General features: G+C 69.1%; 18 protein-coding genes and 3 pseudogenes. 7 read left to right on the top strand and 14 right to left on the bottom strand.

The window, feature by feature from the left end; translation table 11 throughout:
* From ACWD3I_RS45210 to ACWD3I_RS45185, 6 genes are all read right to left on the bottom strand, one after another.
* A partial coding sequence (locus ACWD3I_RS45210; protein WP_451084375.1) for a hypothetical protein occupies positions 1-223 on the bottom strand: 223 nt, incomplete at its 3' end.
* A gap of 647 nt (positions 224-870) precedes the next feature.
* A complete protein-coding gene (locus ACWD3I_RS45205; protein WP_365406150.1) occupies positions 871-3186 on the bottom strand; it encodes a beta-xylosidase/alpha-l-arabinosidase in 2316 nt (771 codons plus the stop codon).
* 225 nt (positions 3187-3411) lie between these two features.
* Positions 3412-4230: a carbohydrate ABC transporter permease gene (locus ACWD3I_RS45200; RefSeq protein ID WP_365406147.1), complete on the bottom strand. Its 819-nt coding sequence runs from the start codon at positions 4228-4230 to the stop codon at positions 3412-3414.
* Positions 4227-5159, bottom strand: coding sequence for a carbohydrate ABC transporter permease (locus tag ACWD3I_RS45195; RefSeq protein WP_451084374.1), 933 nt, complete (start codon positions 5157-5159; stop codon positions 4227-4229). Before ACWD3I_RS45195 ends, ACWD3I_RS45200 begins: the two co-directional genes overlap by 4 nt.
* Positions 5160-5173: 14 nt before the next feature.
* A complete protein-coding gene (locus tag ACWD3I_RS45190) occupies positions 5174-6457 on the bottom strand; it encodes an ABC transporter substrate-binding protein (protein ID WP_365406144.1) in 1284 nt (427 codons plus the stop codon).
* Positions 6458-6715: 258 nt separating this feature from the next.
* Positions 6716-7762, bottom strand: a complete 1047-nt coding sequence (locus ACWD3I_RS45185) for a LacI family DNA-binding transcriptional regulator (RefSeq protein WP_365406141.1) — start codon at positions 7760-7762, stop codon at positions 6716-6718.
* A gap of 235 nt (positions 7763-7997) precedes the next feature.
* Between ACWD3I_RS45185 and ACWD3I_RS45180 the strand changes: the two genes are divergently transcribed.
* On the top strand, positions 7998-10265 hold the full coding sequence (locus ACWD3I_RS45180; protein ID WP_365406138.1) for a glycosyl hydrolase family 95 catalytic domain-containing protein: 2268 nt from the start codon (positions 7998-8000) through the stop codon (positions 10263-10265).
* 69 nt (positions 10266-10334) lie between these two features.
* Here the strand turns inward: ACWD3I_RS45180 and ACWD3I_RS45175 are convergent, their stop codons facing one another.
* A complete protein-coding gene (locus tag ACWD3I_RS45175) occupies positions 10335-11333 on the bottom strand; it encodes a LacI family DNA-binding transcriptional regulator (RefSeq protein ID WP_365406135.1) in 999 nt (332 codons plus the stop codon).
* 506 nt (positions 11334-11839) lie between these two features.
* Positions 11840-12064 (bottom strand): annotated as a pseudogene (locus ACWD3I_RS45170) (IS701 family transposase); the annotation flags it as partial.
* A gap of 411 nt (positions 12065-12475) precedes the next feature.
* On the opposite strand from ACWD3I_RS45170, the pseudogene ACWD3I_RS45165 reads away from it, so the two are divergent.
* Both ACWD3I_RS45165 and ACWD3I_RS45160 read left to right on the top strand, forming a co-directional pair.
* Positions 12476-12733, top strand: a pseudogene (locus ACWD3I_RS45165) (hypothetical protein); the annotation flags it as partial.
* Between the two features lie 53 nt (positions 12734-12786).
* Positions 12787-12975 (top strand): aldehyde dehydrogenase family protein, encoded by a 189-nt coding sequence (locus tag ACWD3I_RS45160; protein WP_365406129.1) that lies wholly within the window; start codon positions 12787-12789, stop codon positions 12973-12975.
* Between the two features lie 320 nt (positions 12976-13295).
* On the opposite strand, the gene ACWD3I_RS45155 is transcribed toward ACWD3I_RS45160, so the two are convergent.
* The 6 genes from ACWD3I_RS45155 to ACWD3I_RS45130 all read right to left on the bottom strand — a co-directional run bounded on the left by ACWD3I_RS45155 (position 13296) and on the right by ACWD3I_RS45130 (position 22259).
* Positions 13296-15155 carry a ricin-type beta-trefoil lectin domain protein gene (locus ACWD3I_RS45155; RefSeq protein ID WP_365406126.1) on the bottom strand — a complete coding sequence of 620 codons (1860 nt, stop codon included), beginning with the start codon at positions 15153-15155 and terminating at the stop codon, positions 13296-13298.
* A 201-nt stretch (positions 15156-15356) separates the two neighbouring features.
* A complete protein-coding gene (locus ACWD3I_RS45150; RefSeq protein ID WP_365406123.1) occupies positions 15357-17588 on the bottom strand; it encodes an alpha-L-fucosidase in 2232 nt (743 codons plus the stop codon).
* Positions 17589-17703: 115 nt separating this feature from the next.
* Entirely contained in the window at positions 17704-18456 is a 753-nt protein-coding gene (locus tag ACWD3I_RS45145) for a FadR/GntR family transcriptional regulator (protein ID WP_365406120.1), read from the bottom strand.
* A gap of 20 nt (positions 18457-18476) precedes the next feature.
* Complete coding sequence (locus ACWD3I_RS45140) at positions 18477-19517, bottom strand: ABC transporter permease (protein ID WP_365406117.1); 1041 nt, start codon at positions 19515-19517, stop codon at positions 18477-18479.
* A gap of 2 nt (positions 19518-19519) precedes the next feature.
* A complete protein-coding gene (locus ACWD3I_RS45135) occupies positions 19520-21115 on the bottom strand; it encodes a sugar ABC transporter ATP-binding protein (protein ID WP_365406114.1) in 1596 nt (531 codons plus the stop codon).
* Positions 21116-21203: 88 nt separating this feature from the next.
* Positions 21204-22259 carry a sugar ABC transporter substrate-binding protein gene (locus ACWD3I_RS45130; protein WP_365406111.1) on the bottom strand — a complete coding sequence of 352 codons (1056 nt, stop codon included), beginning with the start codon at positions 22257-22259 and terminating at the stop codon, positions 21204-21206.
* Between the two features lie 623 nt (positions 22260-22882).
* Between ACWD3I_RS45130 and ACWD3I_RS45125 the strand changes: the two genes are divergently transcribed.
* The 4 genes and pseudogenes from ACWD3I_RS45125 (at position 22883) to ACWD3I_RS45110 (ending at position 25095) form a co-directional block, all read left to right on the top strand.
* Positions 22883-23734, top strand: coding sequence for a fumarylacetoacetate hydrolase family protein (locus ACWD3I_RS45125; protein ID WP_365406156.1), 852 nt, complete (start codon positions 22883-22885; stop codon positions 23732-23734).
* An 11-nt stretch (positions 23735-23745) separates the two neighbouring features.
* Positions 23746-23904: pseudogene (locus ACWD3I_RS45120) on the top strand (fuconate dehydratase); the annotation flags it as partial.
* Positions 23905-23909: 5 nt separating this feature from the next.
* Positions 23910-24668 (top strand): SDR family NAD(P)-dependent oxidoreductase, encoded by a 759-nt coding sequence (locus tag ACWD3I_RS45115; RefSeq protein WP_365406108.1) that lies wholly within the window; start codon positions 23910-23912, stop codon positions 24666-24668.
* A 115-nt stretch (positions 24669-24783) separates the two neighbouring features.
* Positions 24784-25095 (top strand): L-rhamnose mutarotase, encoded by a 312-nt coding sequence (locus ACWD3I_RS45110; RefSeq protein WP_365406105.1) that lies wholly within the window; start codon positions 24784-24786, stop codon positions 25093-25095.

Here is a 25095-nt window from a genome sequence, read left to right as displayed (position 1 = left end):
CCACCGCACCGAGCGCGCAGTCCACGACGTTGTTGTGGCGCTCCACCGGGATCTGCGGCGCGAACTGGATCGGGATGAGCCACGGAACGTGGCCGCACCCCGCTCTGCCATGCCCGGATGATGTGGTGTCCGCCGCTCGCTCGCTGCCGGCTCCCCGCCCGAGCTCCCTACGGTCCGGGGTGGCGGCGAAGTCCGTCCGGAACACGTCGAAGTCACGATCCACGGTGCATGAGTTCTTCTGCACCGCTCCGGGAGCCGGTGACGACACCTGGCCGTCCAGCGAGACCGATCGGGCCCAACGCGCTCAGGCCAAGGGTCCCACCGTATCGCTCTCGGCCAGGCGGACTCATCGCTCCCAGCAAGGTTCATCCGCAATCAGTCGCCGGGGGCCGTTCGGCTCCGCACCATGCCCCGGTCGGGATCCTGTACGGCGACCGCAATGAGTTGCACGGGCGTGGCTCGGTCCGGGGAGGCCTGGGCAAAGAGGAGAACGAGGGTCCCGGACAGGGGCAAGGCAATCTCCACCTCGTCGGGACCTGTGCGCCCGGCTCCCTTGGGTGTGAGTGGACGTCGACGCGCCTGACGGTGTGGGCGCTCGTGGCGCAATCGGCCAGAAGCCGCTCGACGGCGCCCGCTCATGGGCCCAGCCGCCCGCAAGAACTCAGGCCGCCCTGTCCGAGCCGCACGCCGTCCGGTCTCGGCCGAAGGGTGAGAGCAGGATGCCCACAGTCCGTACACGTGTCCGACTGAGGCACGATCCGAACCAGGTGTTTCCCCGCAGTCCGCTGCGGTTCGCCGGAGACGAAACAGGGCCAGGAGGCTCCCCCGCTGCTGTCGCAGGGAGCCTCCTGGCCCGCGGTGTACCCGAGGTCAGACCGGCAGCACCGTGACGGGTGTGGTCATGGTGCGGGTGTGGTCGACGATGCGCTCGTCTCCCTGCAGGGTCACCTGGACGGGGAGGCCGGGGTCGCCCGCCGACCGGGCGACGGTGAGTGTGAGGTCACCGGGCTCGACGCGTCGGCGAAGGTCCGTCCCGCTGAAGGCGGCCATGTCCGTGTGGACCTGGAACTCGACGACACGGGTCGCACCGGCGTCGAGGTCGACGCGGGTGAACGCGATGAGCTGACGGACGGGGCGGGTGACCGACGCGACCGGGTCGGTGAGGTAGAGCTGGGGCACACAAGTACCGGCGCGTTCACCGGTGTTGGAGATCCTGGCCCGTAGCGTGATCGTGGCGTCGACGGGCACGGCGGATGCGTCGACGGACACGTCCCCGATCTCGAAGGTCGTGTAGGACAGACCGTGCCCGAACGGGAACGCGGGTGTGGGGTCGATGTTGCTCACGCCGTCGCTCTTGAGCGCGAGCGGTGGCGCCAGGTACGTGCCGGGCTGGCCCGCCTCGTCTCCGGGGATCTGGACGGGCAGGCGCCCGGAGGGGTTGATCCGGCCGGAGAGGACGCCGGCGACCGCGGCCGCCCCTTCCTCGCCGGGGAAGAACGCCTGCACGGTGGCGCCCGCCGCCGAGGCGTGGCGCCCGATCGCGTACGGGCGGCCCGAGATCACGACGAGGACGGCTCGCTTCGCCGCGGCGAGGACGGCCTCCACCAGTTCGTCCTGGACTCCGGGGAGTGTGAGTACGCCGACGTCGCAGCCCTCGCCGGAGGTTCCGTGTCCGAACATGCCGGAGCGGTCGCCGACGACGAGGACCGTCACATCAGCGGCGGTGGCCGCGGCCACGGCGGCGGCGAGGCCGCTGCGGTCGTCCCCGGTGACCTGGCAGCCAGTCTCGTGACGCACCTCAGCGTCGGGGAACTCCCGCCGGACGGCGTCGAGCACCGTGGGCGCCTCGATGCCCAGGGGGATGTCCGGGTGATGGGGCAGTACGTGGTTGGGGAACGAGTAGCAGCCGAACAGGCACTGGGCGTCGTCGGCCGCCGGGCCGATGACGGCGACCGAACGCGCACCCGTCAGCGGCAGCAGGTCCGTGGGGTTGTCGAGCAGAACGACGGACTCCTCGGCCAGCGCGCGGGCGATGGAACGGTTCCGGGGCGAGTCGAAGTCCGCGGGTGCGCTGTACTGGCCGGGATGCCAGTCGGGGTCGAGAAGGCCGAGTACGGCCTTCTGGGTCAGGACCCGCAGCACGGCGCGGTCGACGAGTTCGGCGAGGGCGCCGTCGTCCAGGAACGCCTCCCGGAACGCGGTGGTGTGAGGCAGTTCGACGTCGATCCCGGCCCGGAGCGCGGCACGTGCCGCGTCCGGGATGTCGGCCGCCACGTGGTGCAGGGAGGCGAGGAACGCGATCGCCCAGTAGTCGGACACCACCGTGCCCTCAAAGCCCCAGCTGTCGCGCAGCAGCCGGGTCAGGAGCTCTTCGCTGGCGCCACAGGGCACGCCGTCGATGTCGTTGTAGGCGTTCATGACCGAGCCGACCCGGCCCTTGACCACGGCCTTCTCGAACGGCACGAGGATCAGGTCGGTGAGTTCGCGCGGGCCGACTGCGGCGGGTGCGTGATTGCGGGCGGCCCGCGAGGCGGAGTAGCCGGCAAAGTGCTTCAGCGTGGCGACGACTCCGGCCGACTGCAGGCCCTGCACATAGGCCAGGCCGAGTTCCGACACGAGGTAGGGGTCCTCGCCGAGGGTCTCCTCGACCCGGCCCCAGCGGTAGTCGCGTACGACGTCCACGACCGGGGACAGGCCCTGGTGGATCCCGACGGCCGCCATGTCCGAGCCGATCGCCGCCGCCATGCGGTGGACGAGAGCGGGGTCGAAGGTGGCGCCCCAGGCGAGCGGCGTGGGGTAGACCGTGGCCTGCCAGGCGGTGAACCCGGTCAGGCACTCCTCGTGGGCGATGGCCGGGATGCCGAAGCGGTTCGCTGCGGTGACTCGCTCCTGGAACTCCGCCAGGTGTTTGCGGCCCTCGTCGGGGTCGACCGGCGCCGTGCCAAACACCCGGGTCAGGTGCCCGAGTCCGTCGACGATCGCCTCTTCGAAGCTCTCGGCGCCGCGGAAGGTGTCCTGCATCGGGGCCACGTCCCCGGAGTCGTCGTGGCCGGGCCAGGTGCTGCCGAGCTGTGCGACCTTCTCAGCCTTGGTCATGGCGTCGAGTAGGGCCCGCGCGCGAACGGACGCCGGCAGGGCGGGATCGTTCCACAGCCCGGTCGTCGGGCGCTCGTCGCTGATCGTCAAGGTCTCATCCGTTCTGTTGCGGGTGCGCGAGAACCGCGCGGGTGTCGAAGAGGTCGAAGAGGCACTGCCGACCGGTACGGAAAAGGGGGCCCGGACGCCGGTCCGGCGGTCAGGGGAGGAGGACGCGCCGGACAGCGTCATGGGGAGGTGTGGATCGGCGCCTGCCGGCGCCCGGGCCCCGGATCGAGTGGCGTCCCCCGGCGAACCCGGCGGGACGCAGCACCGTCACTTGCCGCCGGCTCCCATGAGGCCCGCTACGAGGGCCCGGCGGGCGAAGAGGTAGACGACGAGGATGGGGACCGCGGACAGCAGCACCGCGGCCATCAGGGCCGGCACATTCGCCCCGTACTCGGAGACGAAGTTGTACAGCCCCAGCGTGACCAGCTTCTTGTCGTTCGACTGGGTCATGATCAGCGGGAACAGGAAACCGTTCCACGCCTGCAGGGCCGTGAAGACGCACGTGGTCGCGATGGCCGACCTCGACATCGGGACGACCAGCGTCAGCAGGGTCCGGGCCGGGCTCGCGCCGTCCAGGGCCATGGCCTCGTACAGCTCATTGGAGATGTCCCGCATGCCGCCGCTGAGGACCAGCACACTCACCGGCAGCGCGAACGCGGCGGTGGGCAGGATGATGCCCCACAGGCTGTCGTAGAAGCCGAGATCGTTGATGATCAGGAAGAGCGGGATGATCACCGCCTGCGAGGGGATCGCCAGGCCCAGCAGGAACAGGCGGAACGTACCCCTGGTCAGCCAGCCCCGTCCGCGCACCACGGCATAGCTGATCGGGATCGCGAGGGCCAGCACGATGGCGACCGTGGCCACCGCGACGACGATGGTGTTCCAGATGTACTGCAGGAAGCCGCTGTCCAGGACCGTGCGGAAGTTCTCCAGAGTCACGGTGTCCGGGATCGCGACGGGGCCCTTGTCGGTGTACGTCGTCTGCGGCTGCACCGCCGTGTTCACCAGCGCGTACAGCGGGATGCCGATGATCAGCAGCCAGACGAGGGCGGCGGCGCCGGCAAGGTAGTTCGGGCGCGTCCTCACAGCCCCTCCATCATGCTCGTCATCTTGTCGTACCCGCTGAGCTTGGTCAGGAGGACGGAGGTGGCGGTGGCGAGCAGCAGCAGGAAGCTGGCGATGGCGCTCGCATAGCCGTAGTCGTAGGTCCGGAAGGCCGTCTGGTACATGGAGAACGGCAGGATCGCCGTGTCGGTGCCGGGGCCGCCGTTGGTCAGCAGCAGGACGATGTCGAAGGCCGTGAGACCGCCGACGACCATGAAGATGGTCGAGGTGATCATGGTGTTGCGCAATTGCGGCAGCGTGATGTGGAAGAACTGTCTGACCCGCCCCGCACCGTCGATCGCGGCCGCCTGGTAGAGCGTGTGCGGGATGGCCCGGGCGGCGCCCTGGTAGAGCAGGCTGTGGAAGGGGACGAACTGCCAGGTGGTCACGAGGACCAGGCAGGCGATCGCGCCCTGCTGAGTGCCCATCGGGTTGCTGCCGAACAGCCAGTCGAACTTGGCCGGAAGGCCGAAGTTCGGGTCCAGCAGCTGGCGCCACATGATGGCCGTGGCCGCCGTGGACAGCAGCAGCGGCAGGAAGAACACCGCCGACAGGACCGCCCGGTTGCGCTGGTGGCCGGCCGCCCAGACGCCCAGCAGGATGCTGACCGGCGCCTGTACCGCGATGTTCCCGATCAGCAGGAATCCGGTGACCAGGGTGGACTGCCAGACCTGGGCGTCGCCGAAGAACCGCGACCAGTTCTCCGCACCGGTGAACTGCGGCGCGTTCAGGCCGTCCCAGTGAGTGAAGGAGAGGTAGAGCACTCCCACCATCGGCGCGACGGCGAAGACTAGGAAGAACAGCAGCCCGGGAATCGCCCAGGCCACGCCGGGCCGCTCCAGGGTGGGTGGAGCGGCCCGGTCACGGACCCGCTGCTTGCGCACGGGCCGCGAAGTCGTTGCGGAGACCACGTGGACGTGCCTTCCTACTTCTTGATCGCGAGGACCGCGCTGACGAACTGCTCCGGCGAGCTCTGCCCGTTGAACAGCTTCTGGATCTCGGTCAGCAGCGGCGTGCCGAGGGTGAGGCCGAGCGCCTGGTCCCAGGACTGGGTGAAGGAGGGGGCCTTCTGCACCAGGTCGTACTGGAACTGGGCGTACGCCGGGTCGGCCGCCTTGGTGAGGTACTTCGCGGCGTTCGACGTGATCGGCACCTCACCCTTCTCGACCAGTCCCTGTACGTAGCTGTCGCTGTAGGTGGTCTTCAGGAACTCCGTCGCGGTCTCCTCGGCGGCGGAGGTGGTCACCGAGAGGTAGTTCGTGGGGTTGCCGACCACGTTGCCGGCATCGCCCTTGCCTCCCTCCACGGAGGGAAAGGCCACGTATCCCAGGCCGTTCTTCGCGAAGTCGGGGGCCTCACTCTGCTGCTGGGCGTACTCCCACGAACCCATCAGCACCATGGCCGCCTTGCCCTTGTTGAGCAGGGTGGTGGTGCCGCCGGGGCCGTAGGCGACCGATCCGAACTTCTTGCCGAAGGCGCCGCTGTCCACCAGATCCTTGATCATCTCCGCGGTCTTGAGGATGGCGGGATCGTTCCACTGCGTCCAGTCGCCGCCCTGGATCTTGTCGAACAGCTCCGGCCCCGCGAGGCGGTCGACGAGGTACTCGACCCACATCAGCTCGGTCCACGAGGAGCTGGCGTTGCCGGCGAGCGCGAAGGGCGTGATCCCCTTGCCCTTGAAGACCTTGACCAGGTCCTGCAGATCGGCGTAGGTCTTCGGCGGCTCGACGCCGGCGTCGGCGAAGAGCTCCTTGTTGTAGAAGAGGAACACCGGCTGGGTACCGCGGCAGGGGATGGCGACCAGCTTGCCGTCGACCTTGCCCGCGGCCAGGGCGGAGGGCAGGAAGTGCGACTCCAGGGCCGAGTCCAGGGTGACCAGCTTGCCGGCCTTGACGTAGTCGTTCAGGCTGCCGCCACCCCAGCTGAAGAACACCCCGGGCATCTTGGCGGAGCCCATCGCGGTCCGCAGCTTGTCCTTGTACCCGTCGGTGGCGATCACGGTCATGCTGACCTTGCCCTTGCCGGCGGAGTTGAAGGTGTCCACCGCCGACTTCTGGACCGAGTTGGTGGGGTCCTGCAGCGTCCAGAAGTCCACGTTGCCCGTGGGCGAGGACGTGGAGCTGCCGGAGGAACCGCAGCCGGCCACGGTGACGCTCAGCGTGGTCGCCGCCGTCGCGGTGAGGAACCATCTCCGGGACACTCTGTTCATCGTTGAACACCTTTCGAGTCGGCAGGATCCTCTGAGCGGGTGCACTGCACCCGGCAGGCCGTCCCGGGCCTGCCCGCGCTGAGGGATCTGAGTCGATGGCCATGACCGTCAGGTGCTGTTGCGCAAGTGTTGCGGTCCCGTTGCCCCTGCGGTTGAGCTGGCGTCGGTCACGTTAAGCGGCGCAATTCGGCCGCGGCAATATCGGAGCGAAATCAGTTCCGAAAGACTTTCGCGCCCCGAGGGCTTGCGGAACCGGGTTCATGTTCGCCCGTAATTCCCGGATTCGGGCGGCGCCGTCGACATGCGGACGACCAGCTCGGTGGTGAGTTCCCTGCGCGTCGACGCGGGAGGCCTGCCTTCGGCCAGATGCAGCAGGACCCGCGTGGCCTCCTGGCCCAGCTCCCTGAACGGCTGTCGTACGGCGCTCAGCGGTGGCGAGGCCATGGCGGCCACGAGGGTGTCGTCGAACGCCATCACCGACAACTCGCGTGGGACGGAAATGCCTAGCTGGCGGGCGGCCTCCAGGGCGCCGAGCGCCTGCACATCGCTCGCGGCGAAGAAGGCGGTCGGCCTCTCGTCCCGCTCCAGCACACTGCGCGCGGCGCGCAGGGCCTCGCCGTAGTCGAAGTCCGTCGACCGCACGAGCGTGGGGTCGTAAGCGATCCCGGCCTCTGCCAGGGCGGCCCGGTAGCCGTGCAGGCGCGCGGACCCGGCCAGCGAGTGGGACCGTCCGGCCAGCATGCCGATCCGGCGGTGTCCGAGGTCGATCAGATGCTGGACGGCGGTCGTCGCGCCGTGCCAGTTGGTCACCCCGATGCTCGGGATGTCCCCGGCCGGCGCGTTCAGGGGATCGACCAGCACCACGGGCAGCCGCTGGTCCAGGATCCGGCGCTCCTCCCGCTCGGCGAGAGTGGAAATGACGATGACGACCCCGAGAGCGCCCAGTCTCGGGCACTCCTCCAGCCACTGTGCGATCGAGCGGCGACCCGTCGTCCCGACGGTCGTGTGGACACCGATCCCGGCCGCCGACTCCACGATGCCGCGGACCACTTCCAGGGTGTACGGGCCGGCCAGGTCCCGGAACACCGCCAGGATCTGCCGTGGCCGGCGGGCCTCGGTCTCCCAGGTGCGGACAAAGCCGCGCTCGGTCAGCAGCGCTTCGATACGGGCCCGTGTCGCCTCGGACACGTCGCGTCGTCTGTGGACGACCTTCGACACGGTCGCGGGCGAGACCCCGGCCTCGTCGGCTATGGAGGCGAGAAGCCCGTACTGGGCGTTCCGGCGCGACCTGGCTGGGCCCGTCACAGCGGCGTGGACCTCCCCATCGGTCTCCGTCGACCTGCGCTGAGTATGTGCTCAGTGAACGTACACGCCGGTTCGATCACGACAGGCCGAGCCAGAGCGCCGAAAACCCGGACACCTGCGGAAACGCCAGAACTCAAGGGCCACGAAAGTCTTTCGCGCTCCGAGCGGCCACCTCTTGTACGCTCCCCGCAGCCTGTTCGAGCCGCTCAGGCACGCTACTTCCGGGAGGCCGGGAATGCCGGTGCACAGCATCCACGACACACGACCCGCCGACCGCTGGGAGGACGCCTTCCTCTCCGGCAACGGCGAGTACGGAATCATGGTGTTCGGGCATCCCCACCGGGAGCGGATCGTTCACAACCACCACCGCTACGTGCTCCCCAACGAGTCCCTCGGGATGCGGCCACCGGCCGTCGCCGACCGCCTTGAGCAGGTCCGCGACCTGGCGTTGGCCGGGGAACGCGAGCGTGCGCAGCACGAGTTCTCGGACGGCAGAGCGATGGCCTGGACGCAGCCCTTCCATCCCGGGCATGTGCTTCATATGGACGCGGTGGCCGGGGAAGGGCCGGTGGAGCGCTACCGCAGGGTCACCGACTTCACCACAGGTGAGGTGCGGGTCACCTGGTCCGATGGGGACCGGGAGTGGGCACGGCGTGCGTTCGTGTCGCGCACCGATGCGGTCGCCGCCGTTGAGATCACCGGCCCACGGATCGACCTTGCCATACGGCTCTCCGGCGAACTGCCGGGCCGCCCCGCCGAGGTCACCTTCACCACGTCCGCCGAGGCCGGCGCCGACGGCGAGGCGTCGCTCACCGCTGTGGGAATGTACCCGCCCGGTCCCGGCGCGGCAGGATTCGTCGGCGCGACCCGGGCCGTGGTCACCGGCGGCCAGGTCGTGGCGGACGGAGACACGGTCCGTGTCGAGGGTGCGACGCGTGTGGTCCTGCTGACCCGGATGGACCGGTCGGTACCCCTCCCCCGCGTCAACGCGCTCCATGCGGGCCTCACTGAACTGCCTGCGGACTACGACGAGTTGCTCTCCCGCCACGCGCCCGTCCATGGCGAGCTGTACGGCCGCGCCGAACTCGACCTGGGCGGGTCCGGCAGCGAACGCGCCCTTCCCGTCGGCGAGCTGATCGCCCGCGCCGACGCCAAGACGCTGGACGGCACGCTGACCGAGGCGTTGTTCCACGCCGGCCGCTACCTGCTGCTCAGTTCCAGCGGGGTGCTTCCGCCCCGGCTGACCGGGCTGTGGCTGGGGGAATGGGGCGCCGCCTGGTCCGGCGACTACACCACCGACGCCAACATCAACCTCCAGATGGCCGGGGCGATCCTCACCGGCATGCCCGAACTCATCGCGCCGTACGCCACACTGATCGGCGGGCAGATCGACGACTGGCGCACCAACGCCCGCACGATCTACGGCACCCGCGGCATCCTCGCCCCCAGCCGGACCGACGGCGAACACGGGCTGCTCTTCCACCTCGACGACGACTGGCCCTGGACGATGTGGCTGGCGGGCGCGGACTGGCTGCTCTACCCGCTCTACGAGTACTGGCAGGCGACCGGCGACGACGACTTCCTCGCCCGTACCCTCACCCCCTGGCTCATCGAGGCCGCCGTCTTCTTCGAGGACTTCCTCACCCGCGAGGACGGCGACGGGCACGTCGTCCTGGTCCCCTCCTACTCCCCCGAGGTCGGCCCTCGCAACGGGCGGGGCATGTCCGGGGTGAACGCCACCATGGACCTGGCCGCGGCCCGCCACGCCCTCACCACCGCCGCCGACATCTGTACCCGCCTCGGCATCGAGCAGGCCGCAGTCGGCCGCTGGCGCGCGCTGGCGGAGCGGCTGCCGCCCTACCGCGTCGACGACCGGGGGGCGCTCGCCGAGTGGGCATGGCCGGGACTGGAGACCGCCGACGACCACCGGCACATCAGCCACCTCCACCCGGTGTGGCCGCTGCACGACATCACCCCGGACGACACCCCCGAGTTGGCTGCCGCCGCCCGCGAAGCCCTGCTGCGGCGAGGTGACGAGAACATGTCCGCGCACGGCAGCCTGCACCGCGCCCTGGTCGCCGCACGCCTCAAGGACAGCGAGACGGCGAAGGAGAACGTCCTCAAGATCGTGGGCCGCAACATGGTCTTCCGGTCGCTGATGACCTCGCACAACCCCGATCTGGAGATCTACAACGCGGACGCCGCCCACTGTCTCCCGGCCGTGGTCGTGGAGATGCTGCTCGACTCCCGGCCCGGGACCGTGGAACTCCTGCCCGCCCGGCCCCCGGAGTGGCGGTCCGGCAGCCTGCGCGGCATCGCCACGCGTGCCGGGGTGTGCGTCGACGAGCTGACGTGGGACGTGACGGAGGGCTTCGCCCGCGTGGTCCTCACGTCGCCGCTGGAGCGGGATGTCACCCTCGTGTGCCGTGCCGGCACGGAACGACGACAGACCGTGCACCTGCAGCCACACACCCCCACCACGGTGACTGTCCGGCTTGTCTGACACCTGCGGGGCGGGCATCCGCCGGAGGCCCGCCGTCCCGGCAGCCCGAGGTGTTCGTGTCGAGGGCGCTCACTCCGTCCCGACCGTGCTGCGCACCGACGTCGAGGTGCGCAGCACGAGTTCCGTCGCCAGCTCCATCCGGGACGACGCGGGGGGCCGGCCTTCTGCGAGCTGCACGAGCACCCGGGTGGCCTCGGCGCCCAGTTCCTCGAACGGCTGACGCACCGCGCTCAGCGGCGGGCAGGCCATGGCCGCGACGAGGGTGTCGTCGAAGGACATGACCGCCAGGTCCTCGGGGACGCTGAGCCCGCGCTGACGGGCGGCTTCCAGGACTCCCAGCGCCTGCGCGTCACTCGCCGCGAAGACGGCGGTCGGACAGTCAGCGCACCGGAGGATCTGGAGGCTGGCGAGCAGCCCTTCCTCGAAGTCGAAGTCGGTCGAGCGCACGATCGCCGGATCGTACGCGATCCCCGCCTCTTCCAGAGCGGCCCGGTAGCCGTGCAGCCGCGCCGCCCCGGCCAGCGAGTGCGAACGGCCCGCGACCATGCCGATCCGGGTGTGCCCGAGCCCCAGCAGGTGCTGCACCGCTTCCCTGGCCCCGCTCCAGTTCGTGACCCCGATGCTCGGTATGTCGTGGCTGGGCGCGCTGAGCGGGTCGATCAGCACCACCGGCAGCCGCTGCTCGACGATCCGGCGCTGGTCTTCCTCGGCCAGCATGGAGATGACGATGATCAGGCCCGCCGCGTCGAGTGCCACGCACTCCTCCAGCCACTGGGAGATCGAACGATGGCTGGTCGTCCCGGTCACGACGTCCACGCCCATCTCGTCCGCCGCGTCCACGATCCCGCGGACCACTTCCAGCGTGTACGGCCCCGACAGGTCCCGGAACACCGCGATGATCTGCCGCGGCGCCACGGGATCACGCTCCCCCGCGCGGACGTACCCGTGCCGCGCCAGCAGTTCCTCGACCCGTGCTCGCGTCGCCGCACCGACGTCGGGGCGCCGGTGCACCACCTTCGACACGGTGCTCAGCGACACTCCCGCCTCACAGGCGATGCTGGTCAGCAATCCGTACTGCGCATCCCCGCGCGCCCTGCCCCGACCTGTCACTCGTGCGCCTCGCCTTTGAGCTGCCACTCGAAATTCCGCCGCCAGCCAACAGGACGAAAGGCCCGGTGACAAGGCTGGTGCATGGACTGCGCCCATCACTGGGAGCGACCCCATGTCCTCGGACGGCCGGGCCGCGAGGGCGGAGCTGGCCCGGGTGGCGTTTCCCCGGCCGGTCCACGCTCACCGATTCAGCCGAGGCCGATCTGCGAGTAGAAGGTCTGGTTGTCCCGGAACAGGAACTCCTCGTCCATGGTGCCCCGCCGGTTCCAGATGCCGACCGTGGCCATGTTGATGGCGTACTTCTTGCCGGTCGGCTGGATGAAACCGCCCTTGCCGACCGGCATGGGGCGGGTGAAGGTGCCCTGCATCACGCCGGTGACCGCGGTCAGCTCGTTCTTCGCCACCCGCAGCGGATGCGACAGGATCCGCGTGTCGGGCGCCCACATGAACAGGGCGGCGAGGTCCAGGAAGAACTGCAGTCGCTGCACGGCCGCGTCCTTCGAGCCGGTCACCGGCTCGGCGCCGGCCAGGCAGGTCAGCGTCTTGTTTCGGTCCCGCGGCGCCAGCAGGGCCGTCAGGTATTCGCGCAGGCCGCGTCGCTGCGCGAGCGAGACCAGCAGGTCATCAAAGCGGGCCGCGTACTCCTCCAGCGGGCCCGGGGCGGGCGGGCAGGCACGTCGCTCGGTCATCGCTCCTCCCTGAGGCAACGGGTCCTCCCTCCCGCTCTACGAACACCCCGAGCAGGCGTCAAGCCCCACTACCGCCGGGTTTAACGGGCTACCGGTAGTGACAGCGGTGATGGCGAGCGCGCCGAACGCGGCGGCGGCTCCACCCCTGAGCATGGAACGACGCTCCATGGTGAGCTCTCGATTCTCGTGATGAACGCTCGTGACGAGCGATGGTGGTGAAGGAGGGCTACCGCTGAAAACGAGAGTTGACGAGGCCTCTGACCTGCACACTGTCATTTCGATGGACGTCGAAGTAGTGCGAGTTCGGGACATTGGAAATGAGAGCGCCTCTGGCCTGCGCTTACCCAGAGGCGTAGCGGCGATCTTTGCGTTGGGCCTCCGGCCGGCGCCCCGGCTGGCGCAGTGCTTCTCGCGGCCGCAGAGGGAGAGGACCTAGGACGCCTCGTCGCAGTCACCGACGATGCCTGCTCCGAGCTGGTGCACCGCGCCCTCCACGACAGCCCGCCCGACATCACCGCCGGCGTGCGCCACGCCATTGCAATCTTCCGGGGACGCGAAACGTCACCCGAGAGCAAGAGGCCGGCGATCTTCAACCTCGCCCGTGTCCTGGAGGAGCGCCGTGCTCTGATCAAGGAACGCCTCGGAAAGGACGAGGGCGCACTCTTTGAACCGCCCCGGGCGACGCCAGCGCCATAGCGGACGCGCTCATCTCCTATCCCGCCGTGCGCCGCGTCAACTTCACCGGCTCGACGCCCACCGGCCGCCACCTCAAGCGCGTCGTCCTCCAGCTCAGCGGCCAGAGCCCGCTTCTCATCCTCGCCGACGCCGACCTGCCCTATGCGGTCGATGCCGCCGTCTACGGCGCGTTCGTGCACCAGGGACAGGTGTGCATGTGCGGGGTGGGGCCGTGACATGACGATGGCCGCGCGGGTTCTTCAAGTGTGATCAAGAAGTGGGCCCGCGCGGCCCTGTCTCATCCTGCCTTCTGCGGCGTGACGCGCCAACACTTCGGCGAGTTGCTCGACGAACTCGAACCACGGTGGGAATCACGGTGCGAGAGCGAGCGTCACGACCGGCGCGGGCACGACCAAGGAGTTCGGCGAACTCCGCTGGATCACGCTGCGCGGTGAGCTTCGCGGCTTCGCGTTCGGATAGAGCCGCAGCAGAGCGTGACGCAGGGCCCGGCCGATCCGTGGCACACTCGCGGCCCGGCCGGGTGTCGTCCTACCCGTCAGCCTCCGCTGGAGACGGACCACTTCTGGTTGGACGCGCCGGTGCAGCTCCACAGCTGGACCTTGGACCCGTTCGCCGTGGCCGTGCCGGTCACGTCGAGACAGAGTCCGGACAGGTCGTTGGTGACGCTGCCGTCCGCGTGGAAGGTCCATTTCTGGCTGGAGCCGCCGTTGCAGTCCCAGGTGATGACCTTGGTTCCGTTGGTGGTGCCGTTCCCGGACGCGCCAAGACACTTGCCCGCGACCTGGAGTTCACGGCCCGCCGAGTAGAGGTAGGACTGGTTGGCGTTCCCGGACGTGCAGTCCCAGATGTACTGCTGGACACCGTTGGCCGGGTTGCCGGTGTCGTCCAGGCACCGGTTCGAGCCCTGGCCGACGATCTGCGTGGCGGCCGTCTGCGCGCCCCGGGTGAAGGTCACCGTGGCGCCGGCGGGCAGGGTGTACTGGAAGGATCCGGCGTTGTTCCAGGTGAGCGTGAAAGCGGTACTGCTGGTGTTGTTGTTGTGTGCGACCAGAACCTCACCGCCGTCGGGGTTCTTGTAGGCCTGGGCCCAGACGTTGCCGCCGTCGCTGTAGCCGATGCGCGTGGCGCCGGGAACGACGAACTTCGAGAACTGACCCAGCTGGTAGTAGTTGTCGGTGTACGTGGCCTTGCCGGTCGCCTGGTCGATGGTGACCAGGCCGGTGCAGTTGTCGCAGCCGACGCCCATCTTCGGGCCGCCGTCGGTGTCGAGCGCCAGGTTCCACAGCAGGGCGCCGCTCGCCCAGTTGAAGGTGGACTCCAGGACGAGCTGGGCGGCGTTCATCGGGGCGATCCCCGGGCCGGTGGAGCACTCGCTCTCGTAGAGCCGCTTGTCCGGGTAGGAGTTGTGGATCGTGGTCATCCTGCCGAGGTCGTTCTGGTAGCAGTGCCACGCCGTGCCGTACAGCGCGTCGCGTGCCGCCTGGTTGCCCATCAGCGTGTTGGCGTAGTTGACGTCCACGTGGTCGGCGTCCCCGCCGAGGATCTTCGTGTCGCTCAGACCTGCCTGCTGCAGTGCGGGGGCGAGGTCGTCCGCGATGAATCTCGCCTCGTCGCCCGCGGCCCACAGCATGGCCGAGTACGTGGCCGGTGAGATCGTCGGCTCGTTCTGCGGGGTGATGCCCCAGACGTCGACGCCCTTGGCCTTGTACTCCTGGAGGAACTTGACGTAGTACTGCGCGAGCGGGCCGTACATGTCGGACCTGAGCGTGCCGTTGCCCTGGCCCAGCATCGTGTTGGTGGTCTTCATCCAGGCCGGCGGGCTCCAGTTGTTGGCGAAGAGCTTCATCGACGGGTTGAGCGCCTGGGCCTGCTTGATGATCGGGGTGATGTAGGCGTCGTCGTGGGAGGTGGAGAAGTTGGCCAGGGTCGGGTCGGCGGTGCCGCCGTTGTCGTCGTAGGAGTAGGTGGAGGGGTTGCTCGCCGGGGTCGCCGTGTAGTCGGAGGAGCCCATGGGTACCCGCATCAGCGACAGGCCGATGCCGGAGCCGCGGGTGAACAGGTCACGCATCACCCGGTCGCGGGTGGTGGCGTCGAGCTTGTTCTGCAGGAGGTAGGCCGAGGTGTCGCTGAAGGCGGCGCCGAATCCGTCGATGGTCTGGTAGGACTGCGTGTCGTCCACCGTCAGGTTCACGCTGCCCGAGGACACCGCGCCTAGAGCGATGCCCGGCTGCGGGGTCAGGGCCTGACTCAGGTCCGACGTGGTCAGAGTCACGCCGATCGTGTCGCTCGCGGCCTGCGCGGGCGACGGGGCCAGAGCCGCCACCCCGCCTGCGATGGCCAGCGTCAGCGCGGCAACCTGCGCGCCCAACCTGCGGAACGGTTGTCTCGTCTGCATGGAAGCGTCCCTCTTCACTTGGTGGTCAGGGTCGTCTGCCTTGGGCGCGGGCCGGTCCGGAGCCGCTCTTCGGGGCGGTCGGCCCGCGCAACCCAGCCGCGACCGCGGTGCGTGGCCGCGGCGAGGGGTCTTGCCTGTTCGCATGGCCTGGTGCGGGCCGGGGTTCGGCACCGCACCGGGCCATGGGCTCTGGGGAACGGGTCAGACGGGGCTGATGGTCCACTGCAGATTGGTGCTGTTGCCCCACTCCCACTGCTTGGTGACGGAGCCCTCGGAGACGTTGCCGCCGCCGTCCAGGAGCTTGCCCGTGGTGCGGTTGACGATGTTGTACTGACCGCCTCCGCGGTGCGTGATCTTCCACTGCTGGTTGGTATGGCCGTTCCAGGCCAGCTGCTTGCAGGCGGCGCCGTTGTTGGTGGCGCCCCAGCTGTCGGCGACCATGCCGTTGGTGCGGTTGACCAGCTTGTAGTAGCCGTTGCCGACCTCGACCGCCTGCCACTGGAGGTTGGCGCTGTCGAAGTAGTGCCACTGCTTGAGGTCGGATCCGCCGGCGACGTTGCCGCCGCTGTCCAGGGCCAGGCCGTCGGTGTAGTTGATGATCTTGAGGTAGGCCGACGGGTTGAACTGCACCTTCAGCGAGGTGATCCTGTCGTTCTGGCCGGTGACCCGCAGGTCGGCGTTGTCGGCGGTGAAGGTCCACTGGGTGCCGGTGAAGTCGTCGCCGGAGTAGGCGACGACCTGCTGGCCCGGGGCGAGCTTCAGCGAGGAGATGCTGAGCGCGGGTATCCCGTGCAGGTCGAGCTGGTCGGCGGTGTAGTCGCCCAGGCCGAGCGCGGCGGAGGTACCGGCGTAGTTGACGTCTGTGTACACCAGGGCACCGTCGACCGGCTGCAGCGTGGGGATCTGGCCGGAGAAGGTCAGCTTCAGCACGTACATGGGGGCGGAGAACGGTGCCGACGACGGCAGGGTCACCGTGAGCCCGGACGCGTCCTGGGTCCGGTTCGGGAGGTCGATGTAGGCGCCGGCCGTGCTGTCGAGCAGCTTCACCGAGGTCAGCGAGCCCAGGTTGACGCGGCTGGAGCCGAGCGTCTTGACGGTCAGCGAGCTGCCGGGCCAGCCGAGGACCGTGGCGTAGAGGGTGGTGTTCGCCTTGTTCCGGGTGAAGCGGATGTCCTGGGCGGTGCCGGCGCTCGGGTTCATGAAGGTGCCGCCGCCCATCTTCGTCGGGCCCTCGCCGTAGGCGGTCCAGGCCCGGGTCGAGTAGACGGACTCGCCGAAGCGCCCCAGGTAGTCGCCGATGCCCAGCAGGATGTCGCGCTGGCCCTGCGGGATGGTGCCGTCGGCCTTGGGCGCGATGTTGAGCAGGACGGTGCCGTTCTTGCTGATCCGGTCGATCATCGCGTGCAGCAGCAGCTGTGCCGTGTAGTAGCCGATGCCCTCCGTGTAGCACCAGCTGGTGCTGGAGACGCTGTCGTCGGTGAGCCAGTAGGGCGAGGTGACGTCGGCCGGGCCGCCCCGCTCGTAGTCGAAGACCTCGCCGTGGCTGTTGAAGCCGTCCTTGTAGGTGGCGACGACCTCCCGGCCCCACGAGTTGGCCTGGTTGTAGTAGTAGGAGAGGAAGTTCAGCAACTGCGTCTCGGCGATCTCGTCCAGGTGGACGTCCTGGTAGACGATGTCCGGCTTGGCCAGGTCGACGACCTCCTTGAGCTTGTCGTACCAGAGCTGGTCCTCCGTGGTCCTGTCCAGCTGCCCGTAGAGCTTTTTCAGGCTGGTGTCGGACTGCGCCGGGGCGGCCTCGAAGTAGCCGAGGTAGTTGTAGGCGTGGTGCATCGACACCAGCAGCTTGAGGTTCTTCGCCCGGACGGCGTCGGTGAACAGCTTCAGCAGGTTCAGCTTCGGCCCCTTGGCGACCGAGTTCCACTCGTTGACCTGGCTGTCCCACATCGAGAAGCCGTCGTGGTGCTCGGCGACCGGCCCGGCGAACTTCGCACCCGCGTCCACGAACAGCTGCGCCCACTCGTCGGGATCGAAGTTGCCGCCGGCCGACTTCAGCTTCGGCGCGAACTGGGTGAAGTTGCCCGCCTTGTCGTTCGCTCCGTTGATGAAGTTGTGGTACGGCCACACCGAGGGGGCGCCGTACGTGGCGGTGTGGTGGTTGTTCACGCCACTGCCGCCGAAGTACATGTTCCGCGGATACCACTCACTGTCGTAGGCGGGGACGCTGAACACGCCCCAGTGGAAGTAGACGCCGAACTTGGCGTCCTGGAACCACTCGGGAGACGCCGGGTGCTGGTTCACCGAGTCCCACGTGGGCGTGTACGTGGACGGTGCGGCCAGGGCGGGGCCGGCGCCGAACAGTCCGCCCGTGACCGCGGCCGCCGCGACGGCCGTCGTACCGGCGAGGAACTGCCGTCTGTTGATCGCTCTCGACATTGAGAGGCCTCCAAGGCAACTGAGTGTTCCGATGGTTGACAGTGAGAAACGCGGGAGGGGGCTCAGGCGCGGGTGTTCGGCGCCCGGGCGGGGCGGGGTCTGCTGGATGGCGACGTCACTGGGACGTGGTGGTCATGGCCGGGTTCGAGTCCCGGTACCCGGTCAGCCGACCGTCCACCGGCGGACGGTCGGCTTCGGTCAGGCTCTCCGCCAGCCACCGCTCGACCGTGCAGATGTGGACGGCGGCGGCCGATGCGGCGAGAAGGGCGTCGCGGGCCTGCAGCGCGTGAAGGATCTCCTCGTGGTCCTGGTGTGCCCTGTCCAAGGAGCGTTCGACATGGCTGCCGCGCAGGATCCGGACCCGCTGGGTCCGGCTGGAGAGCACCTGGAGCAGCATCGACAGCACGGGGTTGCCGACCGCTTCGACGATCCGGAGATGGAAGGCCGTGTCGTGGACCACGAACTCCTCGACCGTGGCGGCGGTGCGGCCGCGGTCCAGGATTCTCCTGAGCGCCCTGAGGTCCCTGGCGCCGAGTACCGCGGCCGCCGCCCCGGTGGCCGCCGGCTCCAGCATCCGGCGAACCTGGAGCAGTTGCAGCGCGGTACGGCCCTGGGAGACGTCCGCGGCGAAGGACAGCGTCTCCAGCAGAAGGTGGGGTTCGAGACTGGAGACGTACATCCCGGAACCCCGACGGACCACGAGGATCCGCATGGCGGTAAGGGCTCGCACCGCCTCACGAAGGGTGCTGCGCGAGAGACCGAACTGCCCTGCGAGCACTTCCTCGGTCGGCAGGCGGGAGCCCGGGGCGAGCTCGCCGTTGAGGATCATCGCTTTGATCCTTTCGATGGCCTCGTCCGTCAGGGACACGGGATCGCCTCTCTGCGCGCCTACTCCTGCTTCTCGCCGGAGGCGAAGCGGGAGATGATCAGGGCGACGATGATGATCGCGCCGTTGAGGAACTGGTTCCACAGCGGGGGCACACCCGCCAGGGTCATCACGTTGACGACCAGCTGAAGCGTCAGTACGCCGGTGAGTGCGCCGAGGACCGAGCCCCTGCCGCCGTTGAGGCTGACGCCGCCGATGACGGTCGCGGCGAACACCTGGAAGATCCATCCGCTGCCCTGGGTGGCGGAGATGGAGCCGTAGTGGCCGCTGTAGAGGATCCCGGCGAACGCGGCGAGCAGGCTGCCGACGATGAGGACGATCCAGACGATGCGGTCGACACGTATACCGGCGGTGCGGGCGGCCTCCGCGTTGCCGCCGATCGCGTACAGCGCGCGTCCGTGGCGCAGCCAGGACAGCGCCCCCGCGCCGAGTGCGAACAGCGCCGCGCAGATCCAGATGGCCGCCGGCATGCCCAGCCAGGACGCCCGGCCGAGGTAGGTGAAGGAGGAGGGGAGTTCGACGATGGACTGGCCCTCGGAGAGGGCGACCTGCAGACCGCGCAGCATGGTGAGGGCGCCGAGGGTGACGATGAAGCCGTTGAGCCGCAGCTTGAGGATGAGGAAGCCGTTGACGGCGCCGATCACCGCGCCGACGGCCAGGCAGAGGGGGACGGCCATCCACTCGGGGAACAGGCCGAGGCCGTTGAACCGGCCGCCGTCGGCGGGCAGGACGAGCCACACGGCGATGACCGGGGCCACGCCGATGGTGGACTCCAGCGACAGGTCCATGCGTCCGGCGACGAGGATCAGGGTCGTCGCGAGGACGAGCAGGCTCAGCTCGGTGGACTGCTGTGCCACTCCGATGAGGTTGTCGGAGGTGAGGAAGGCCGGCGAGACGATGAAGCCGATCACGCCGAGGACGAGGATGGCCGGGACCAGTGACAGGTCACGGAAGCGGCCGAGACCGAGGCCGCGGCGGGCTGCGCGGGCCGGTGCCTCCGCCGCGGTCACGTGGGGTTCGGTGACATCTGTGGTGGCGGACATGACTACCTTCCGTGCTGTTCGGTCTGTTCGGTCTGTTCGGCGGGGGATGCCGGCGACGACTGTGCGACGCCTTCCATGGCGGCGACCAGGTCGCGATCGCTCCAGTCCCGGTCGAACTCCGCTACGGCTCGTCCGTGGAACATGACGACGACGCGGTCGCACACCTTGAGGTCGTCGAGTTCGTCGGAGACGATCACGGCGGCCTTGCCCCCGTCGGCGACCTGCCGGATCGTGCCGAGCAGGAACTCCTTGGACTTGACGTCGACACCGTTCGTGGGGCGGATCGCGACCAGTACATGGGGGTCGGTGGCCATCGCGCGGGCGATGACGACCTTCTGCTGGTTGCCGCCTGACAGCGCGGAGACGGGCGTGCCGCCTCCGGGGGTCTTGATGTCGAGCTTGTGGATCATGCGTCCGGCGAAGGTCCGCGTGCGGGAGGGAAGGACGGTCCCGTAGGGCCCCAGCTGGTCGGTGACAGTGAGCGTCGCGTTCTCGGCGACGCTGCGGTCGGCCACCAGCCCCTGGAGGTGACGGTCCTCCGGCACGAAGCCGACGCCCGCGGCGAGTGCGGCGGGAATGTCGCCGGTGCGCAGGGGGCGCCCGACGATCTTGACTGTGCCGCTCTCCGCGCGGTGCAGACCGGCCAGTGTCTCGCCGACCTGGACGTTGCCGCTGGCGGTGGCGCCCGCGAGGCCGACGACCTCGCCCGAGCGGACCGACAGGGAGAGGTTCTCAATGGTGCCCGGCACTGTGAGCGCGTCCACGGCCAGCAGTTCCTCGCCCGCGCCGGTCGCGACGGCCGGGCCGGGTCCGGTGACGGACGTGAGCTTCGCGGACTCGCCGGTCATGGCCTCTACCAGGGCCTGGTGACCGAGCTGGGCGACGGGCGCGGTGAGGATGTGGGTGGCGTCGCGGTAGACGGTGACGGTGCTGCAGAGGTCGTAGACCTCCTGGAGGTGGTGCGAGATGAACAGGAAGGCGACGCCCTGGCTCCGGAGGTCACGCAGCTTGTCGAAGAGTCTGCCGATGCCGCGTGCGTCGAGTTTGGCGGTCGGTTCGTCCAGGATGATGAAGCGCGCGCCGAACGACAGTGCCCGCGCGATCTCGACGAACTGCCGCTGTTCCACGGTCAGGTCCTTCGCGGCGGCCGCGGCATCGACGTCGACGCCGTACTCGCCGAGCAGTTCCTCCGCCCTGCGGCGCAGGCCCTTCCAGCGGATGGGGGCCAGGGCCGCGGGGCTCTGCCGGTTCAGGAAGAGGTTCTCGGCGACGGTGAGCTCACCGATGATGGTGGACCGCTGGTAGACGCAGGCGACCCGGGAACGCCAGGCGTCGGTGTCCCCGAACGCGGGAGCCGCCTCCCCGGAGAACCTGAGCGTTCCGGTGTCGGGCTGCTGCAGCCCGGTCAGGATCGAGACGAGAGTGGACTTGCCGGCGCCGTTGCGTCCGACCAGGGCGTGCGACTCGCCCGCGGTGATCGCGATGCGGGCGTCGCGCAGTGCCACGGTGGCGCCGAATCGTTTGGAGACGCCGATCGCCTCGGCCACGGGGGCCCTGTCCCCGGCGCTGTTCGCCGGGGCGGCCGCGGTGTCCGCCATGGGGGTACCGTCCTTCGTTGCGGAGGGGAGAGAGCGTGGCGGGGGGACGGGGCCACCCCCGTCCGCCGCGCGCCGTGCGACCGGTCGGTCACTGGCCGACGTTGTTGCCCCACAGGGTCTTGTCGTCCACGTTGTCCTTGGTCACCAGCGGCGCCGCCAGCTGGTCCTCCAGGCCGTTGGCGAGCTTGATGATCGTCGAATCGTGGTCGGTCGGGCCCGGCTGGAAGGTCTTGCCCTCGGCAGCGGCCTGCGCGTAGTAGAGCGCGTACTTGGCGTAGAGGTCGGCGGGCTGGGAGACGGTGGCGTCGATCTGGCCCTTGCGGATGGCGTCGAACTCCTGCGGGATGCCGTCGTTGGAGACGATCGAGATGTGGCCCTTCTGGCCGGCCGGCTTGAGCAGGCCCTTCTGCTCCAGCAGGGCCAGGGTGGGCTGCAGGAACGCGCCGCCGGCCTGCATGTAGATGCCGTTCAGGTCGGGGTGCTGGGCGAGCAGGCTCTGCAGCTTGGCGGAGGCCACGTCGCCCTTCCAGTCGGTGGGCAGCTCGAAGAACTTGATCTTGGGGAACTTCTCCTTCATGCACTCGGCGAAGGCCTCGGAACGGTCGCGGCCGTTGATCGAGTCCAGGGCGCCCTGGAACTCCGCGACCTTGCCCTTGCCACCGAGTTGCTTGCCGAGGAACTCGCAGGCCTTGGTGCCGTAGGCCCGGTTGTCGGCGCGCACGACCATGTAGACGTCACCCTTGTCGGGTCTCGTGTCGACGCTGACCACGGGGATCTTCTTCGACGCGAGGGTGTCGAGGGTGGAGACGATCGCGCCGGTGTCCTGGGGTGCCATGACGACAGCCTTGGCGCCGGTGTTCTGGAACACCTGGACGTTGGCGACCAGCTTGGTGACGTCGTTCTGCGAGTTGCTGAGCGGCAGCGCGTTGATGCCGTCGGTCTTGATGCCCTTCTTCAGGTACTGCGCGTAGGAGTTCCAGAAGTCGGTGTCCGACCGGGGCAGGTCGATACCGATGGCGGGCTTGTCGCTGCCGCCCGCCGAGGTGGAGTCGCCGCTCTCCCGGTTGCAGGCGGTGGTGAGGGCCAGCACCGCGAGAACGGCGGTGGCGGCGGTGGCGGTGGAACGGGTGCGGGGAAGCTTCATGGCCTGGATCTCTCTTCTTGGCCGGAGTGCGAGCCGTGGGGAGGGGAGGGGCGGGGAGGGTGACGGGAGACGGCCCTCGCCTTCCGGACGGAACGCCGTGCAGGTGCCACGACGGCGTCATGAAAGAGACGAGGTCTCGGTGGATTGCTCCCATGTCTCCTGAGCGGTGAGGACGTTACGGCGACGTTGCCGACGATGACAAGAGCCGGTTCACAATGATTCACGCGATATCGGGCCACGGAATGCCGCGTGAACGCCCGCAGGGGCTGTCGGGGGGCGCCACGGCACACTTCTGAGCTGGCCATTTACCTGGATCTTCAGCCGAGAGGGCGCCAGCGGGAGCACCTTACGATTTGGCAACGCCTCGGACGGGAAACACCAGATCCATCCCAGGAATTGATCGAGAAAGTAGATGCTCTGGCCACCAAGACGTCTCGCTATATCGACTGTATTCACCCAAAGTCTGGCATCTGGACGAGAAGTGAGAGTTCATACATCCCATCACTGCATTGCCAGGTGGCCTGCCGGCTGCCTACAGTCGTGCCTGGCGTCAGTCATCCCATGTATGTCGATCACTGGCGACTGCACCGCATCCGCACCACCTCATGAGGGAGCTGCTCCCGTTGAAACTCCTCCGCCTCGGCGCCCGTGGCGAAGAGGTACCGGTTGTCCGTACCGATGACGGCCGGTTCCTCGACGCGTCCGCGATCACCACGGACTTCGATGGTGTCTTCCTCGCCTCCGGTGGCCTCGACCGGCTCCGGGCGGGGCTCGTGGCCGGCGCGCTCGCGGAGTTCGACGCCGAGGGCCTCAGGGTGGGCGCCCCCGTGGCCCGTCCTGGCAAGGTCGTCTGCATCGGCCTGAACTACCTCGACCACGCCGCCGAGACCGGGGCGGCTATTCCGTCCCGTCCGGTGGTCTTCATGAAGGACCCCGGCACGGTCGTCGGCCCGTACGACGACGTCCTGATCCCCCGTGGCTCGACCAGGACCGACTGGGAGGTGGAACTCGCCGTCGTCATCGGCCGACGGGCACGCTACCTGACCGGTCCTGAGGAGGCCGCGGACGTCATCGCCGGCTATGCGATCAGCCACGACGTCTCCGAACGCGAGTTCCAGCTCGAATTCTCGTCCCAGTGGGACCTCGGCAAGTCCTGCGAGACCTTCAACCCGCTCGGCCCGTGGCTGGTCACCGCCGACGAGGTCGCGGACCCGCAGAGCCTCGGACTGCATCTGAGCGTCAACGGTGTGAAGCGTCAGCAGGGCAACACGACGGACATGATCTTCCCGGTGGCGCGGATCGTCGCCTACCTGAGCCAGTACATGGTCCTGGAGCCGGGTGACGTGATCAACACCGGAACCCCCGCGGGCGTCGCCCTGGGCCTTCCGGGCACGCCGTTCCTGCGGCCCGGCGACACGGCCGAACTCTCCATCGACGGACTGGGCGGACAGCGCCAGACCTTCGCGCAAGCCTGAAAGGCAGCCCCGTGACAGCGAACGCACACCGGATCACCGCGGTCGACACCTACGACATCCGGTTCCCCACCTCCCGTGACCTGGACGGCTCGGACGCGATGAACCCGGACCCCGACCACTCGGCCGCCTACGTGGTGCCGCGCACCGACGCGGGTGACGGACGCAAGGACTCGGCATGAGTGCGCTGACAGGTCTGAAAGCCTTGGTCACGGGCGGCGCGTCCGGCATCGGGCTGGCAACGGCCCGGATGCTGAGCGCCCAGGGCGCGGACGTCGCCGTCCTCGACCTCGACCCGTCCGGTGTGACGCGGCCGCTGCTCGGTGTCACCGCCGACGTCGCCGACGACACCTCGGTGCGGGCGGCCGTCGCGGCGGCCGCCCGGGATCTCGGCGGCATCGACATCCTGGTCAACAACGCGGGCGTCGGAGCCATCGGCACGATCGAGGACACCTCCGACGACGCGTGGCATCGCGTCCTGGACGTCAACGTCCTCGGGATCGTCCGCACCACGCGAGCCGCGCTCCCGCATCTGCGTCGCTCGTCGCACGCGGCCGTGGTGAACACCTGCTCGATCGGCGCAACGGCCGGTCTGCCGCAGCGCGCCGCGTACTGCGCCAGCAAAGGGGCCGTGCTCTCCCTGACGCTGGCCATGGCAGCCGACCATGTCCGGGAAGGCGTCCGGGTGAACTGCGTCAACCCGGGTACGGCGGACACGCCCTGGGTCGGCCGTCTGCTGGACGCGTCCGACGACCCGGCCGCCGAGCGTGCCGCGCTCAACTCCCGTCAGCCCATGGGCCGGCTGGTGACACCGGACGAGGTCGCGGCGGCCATCGTGTACCTGGCGAGCCCGGCCGCCGCCTCCGTGACCGGCACCTCACTCGCCGTCGACGGCGGCATGCAGGGGCTTCGGGTGCGTCCGGCGGCCGGGCCGTGACGTCCGTGCCTCTCGCGGGTGCACGGCGCCCGTCATGCGGCGCAGCCGGCGCCCCCTGGGGCCACCGATCCTGCAAATGACCAGTTCAAACCCTCTCTCGAAAGGTAGGGCCGTCATGAGAATCGCCCTGCACACCAAGGTGCGCGCCGACCGCATCGAGGAGTACGAGGCCGCGCACCGCGAGGTCCCCGAGGAACTGACCGACGCCATCCGGGCCGCAGGGGTGAGCGAGTGGACGATCTGGCGCAGCGGTACCGACCTCTTCCACCTGCTGGAGGTTCCCGACTACGGGGCGATGATCGCCGAGCTGGAGAAGCTGCCGGTCAACATCGCCTGGCAGGCACGGATGGGCCAGTTGCTGGCCGTCGCGCACGACTACTCGGCGGACGGCACCGACGCCTCGCTCCCCGTGGTCTGGCAGCTGTGA

Source organism: Streptomyces sp. NPDC002817 (assembly GCF_053592055.1).
This window is presented reverse-complemented; position numbering and strand designations above follow the sequence as displayed.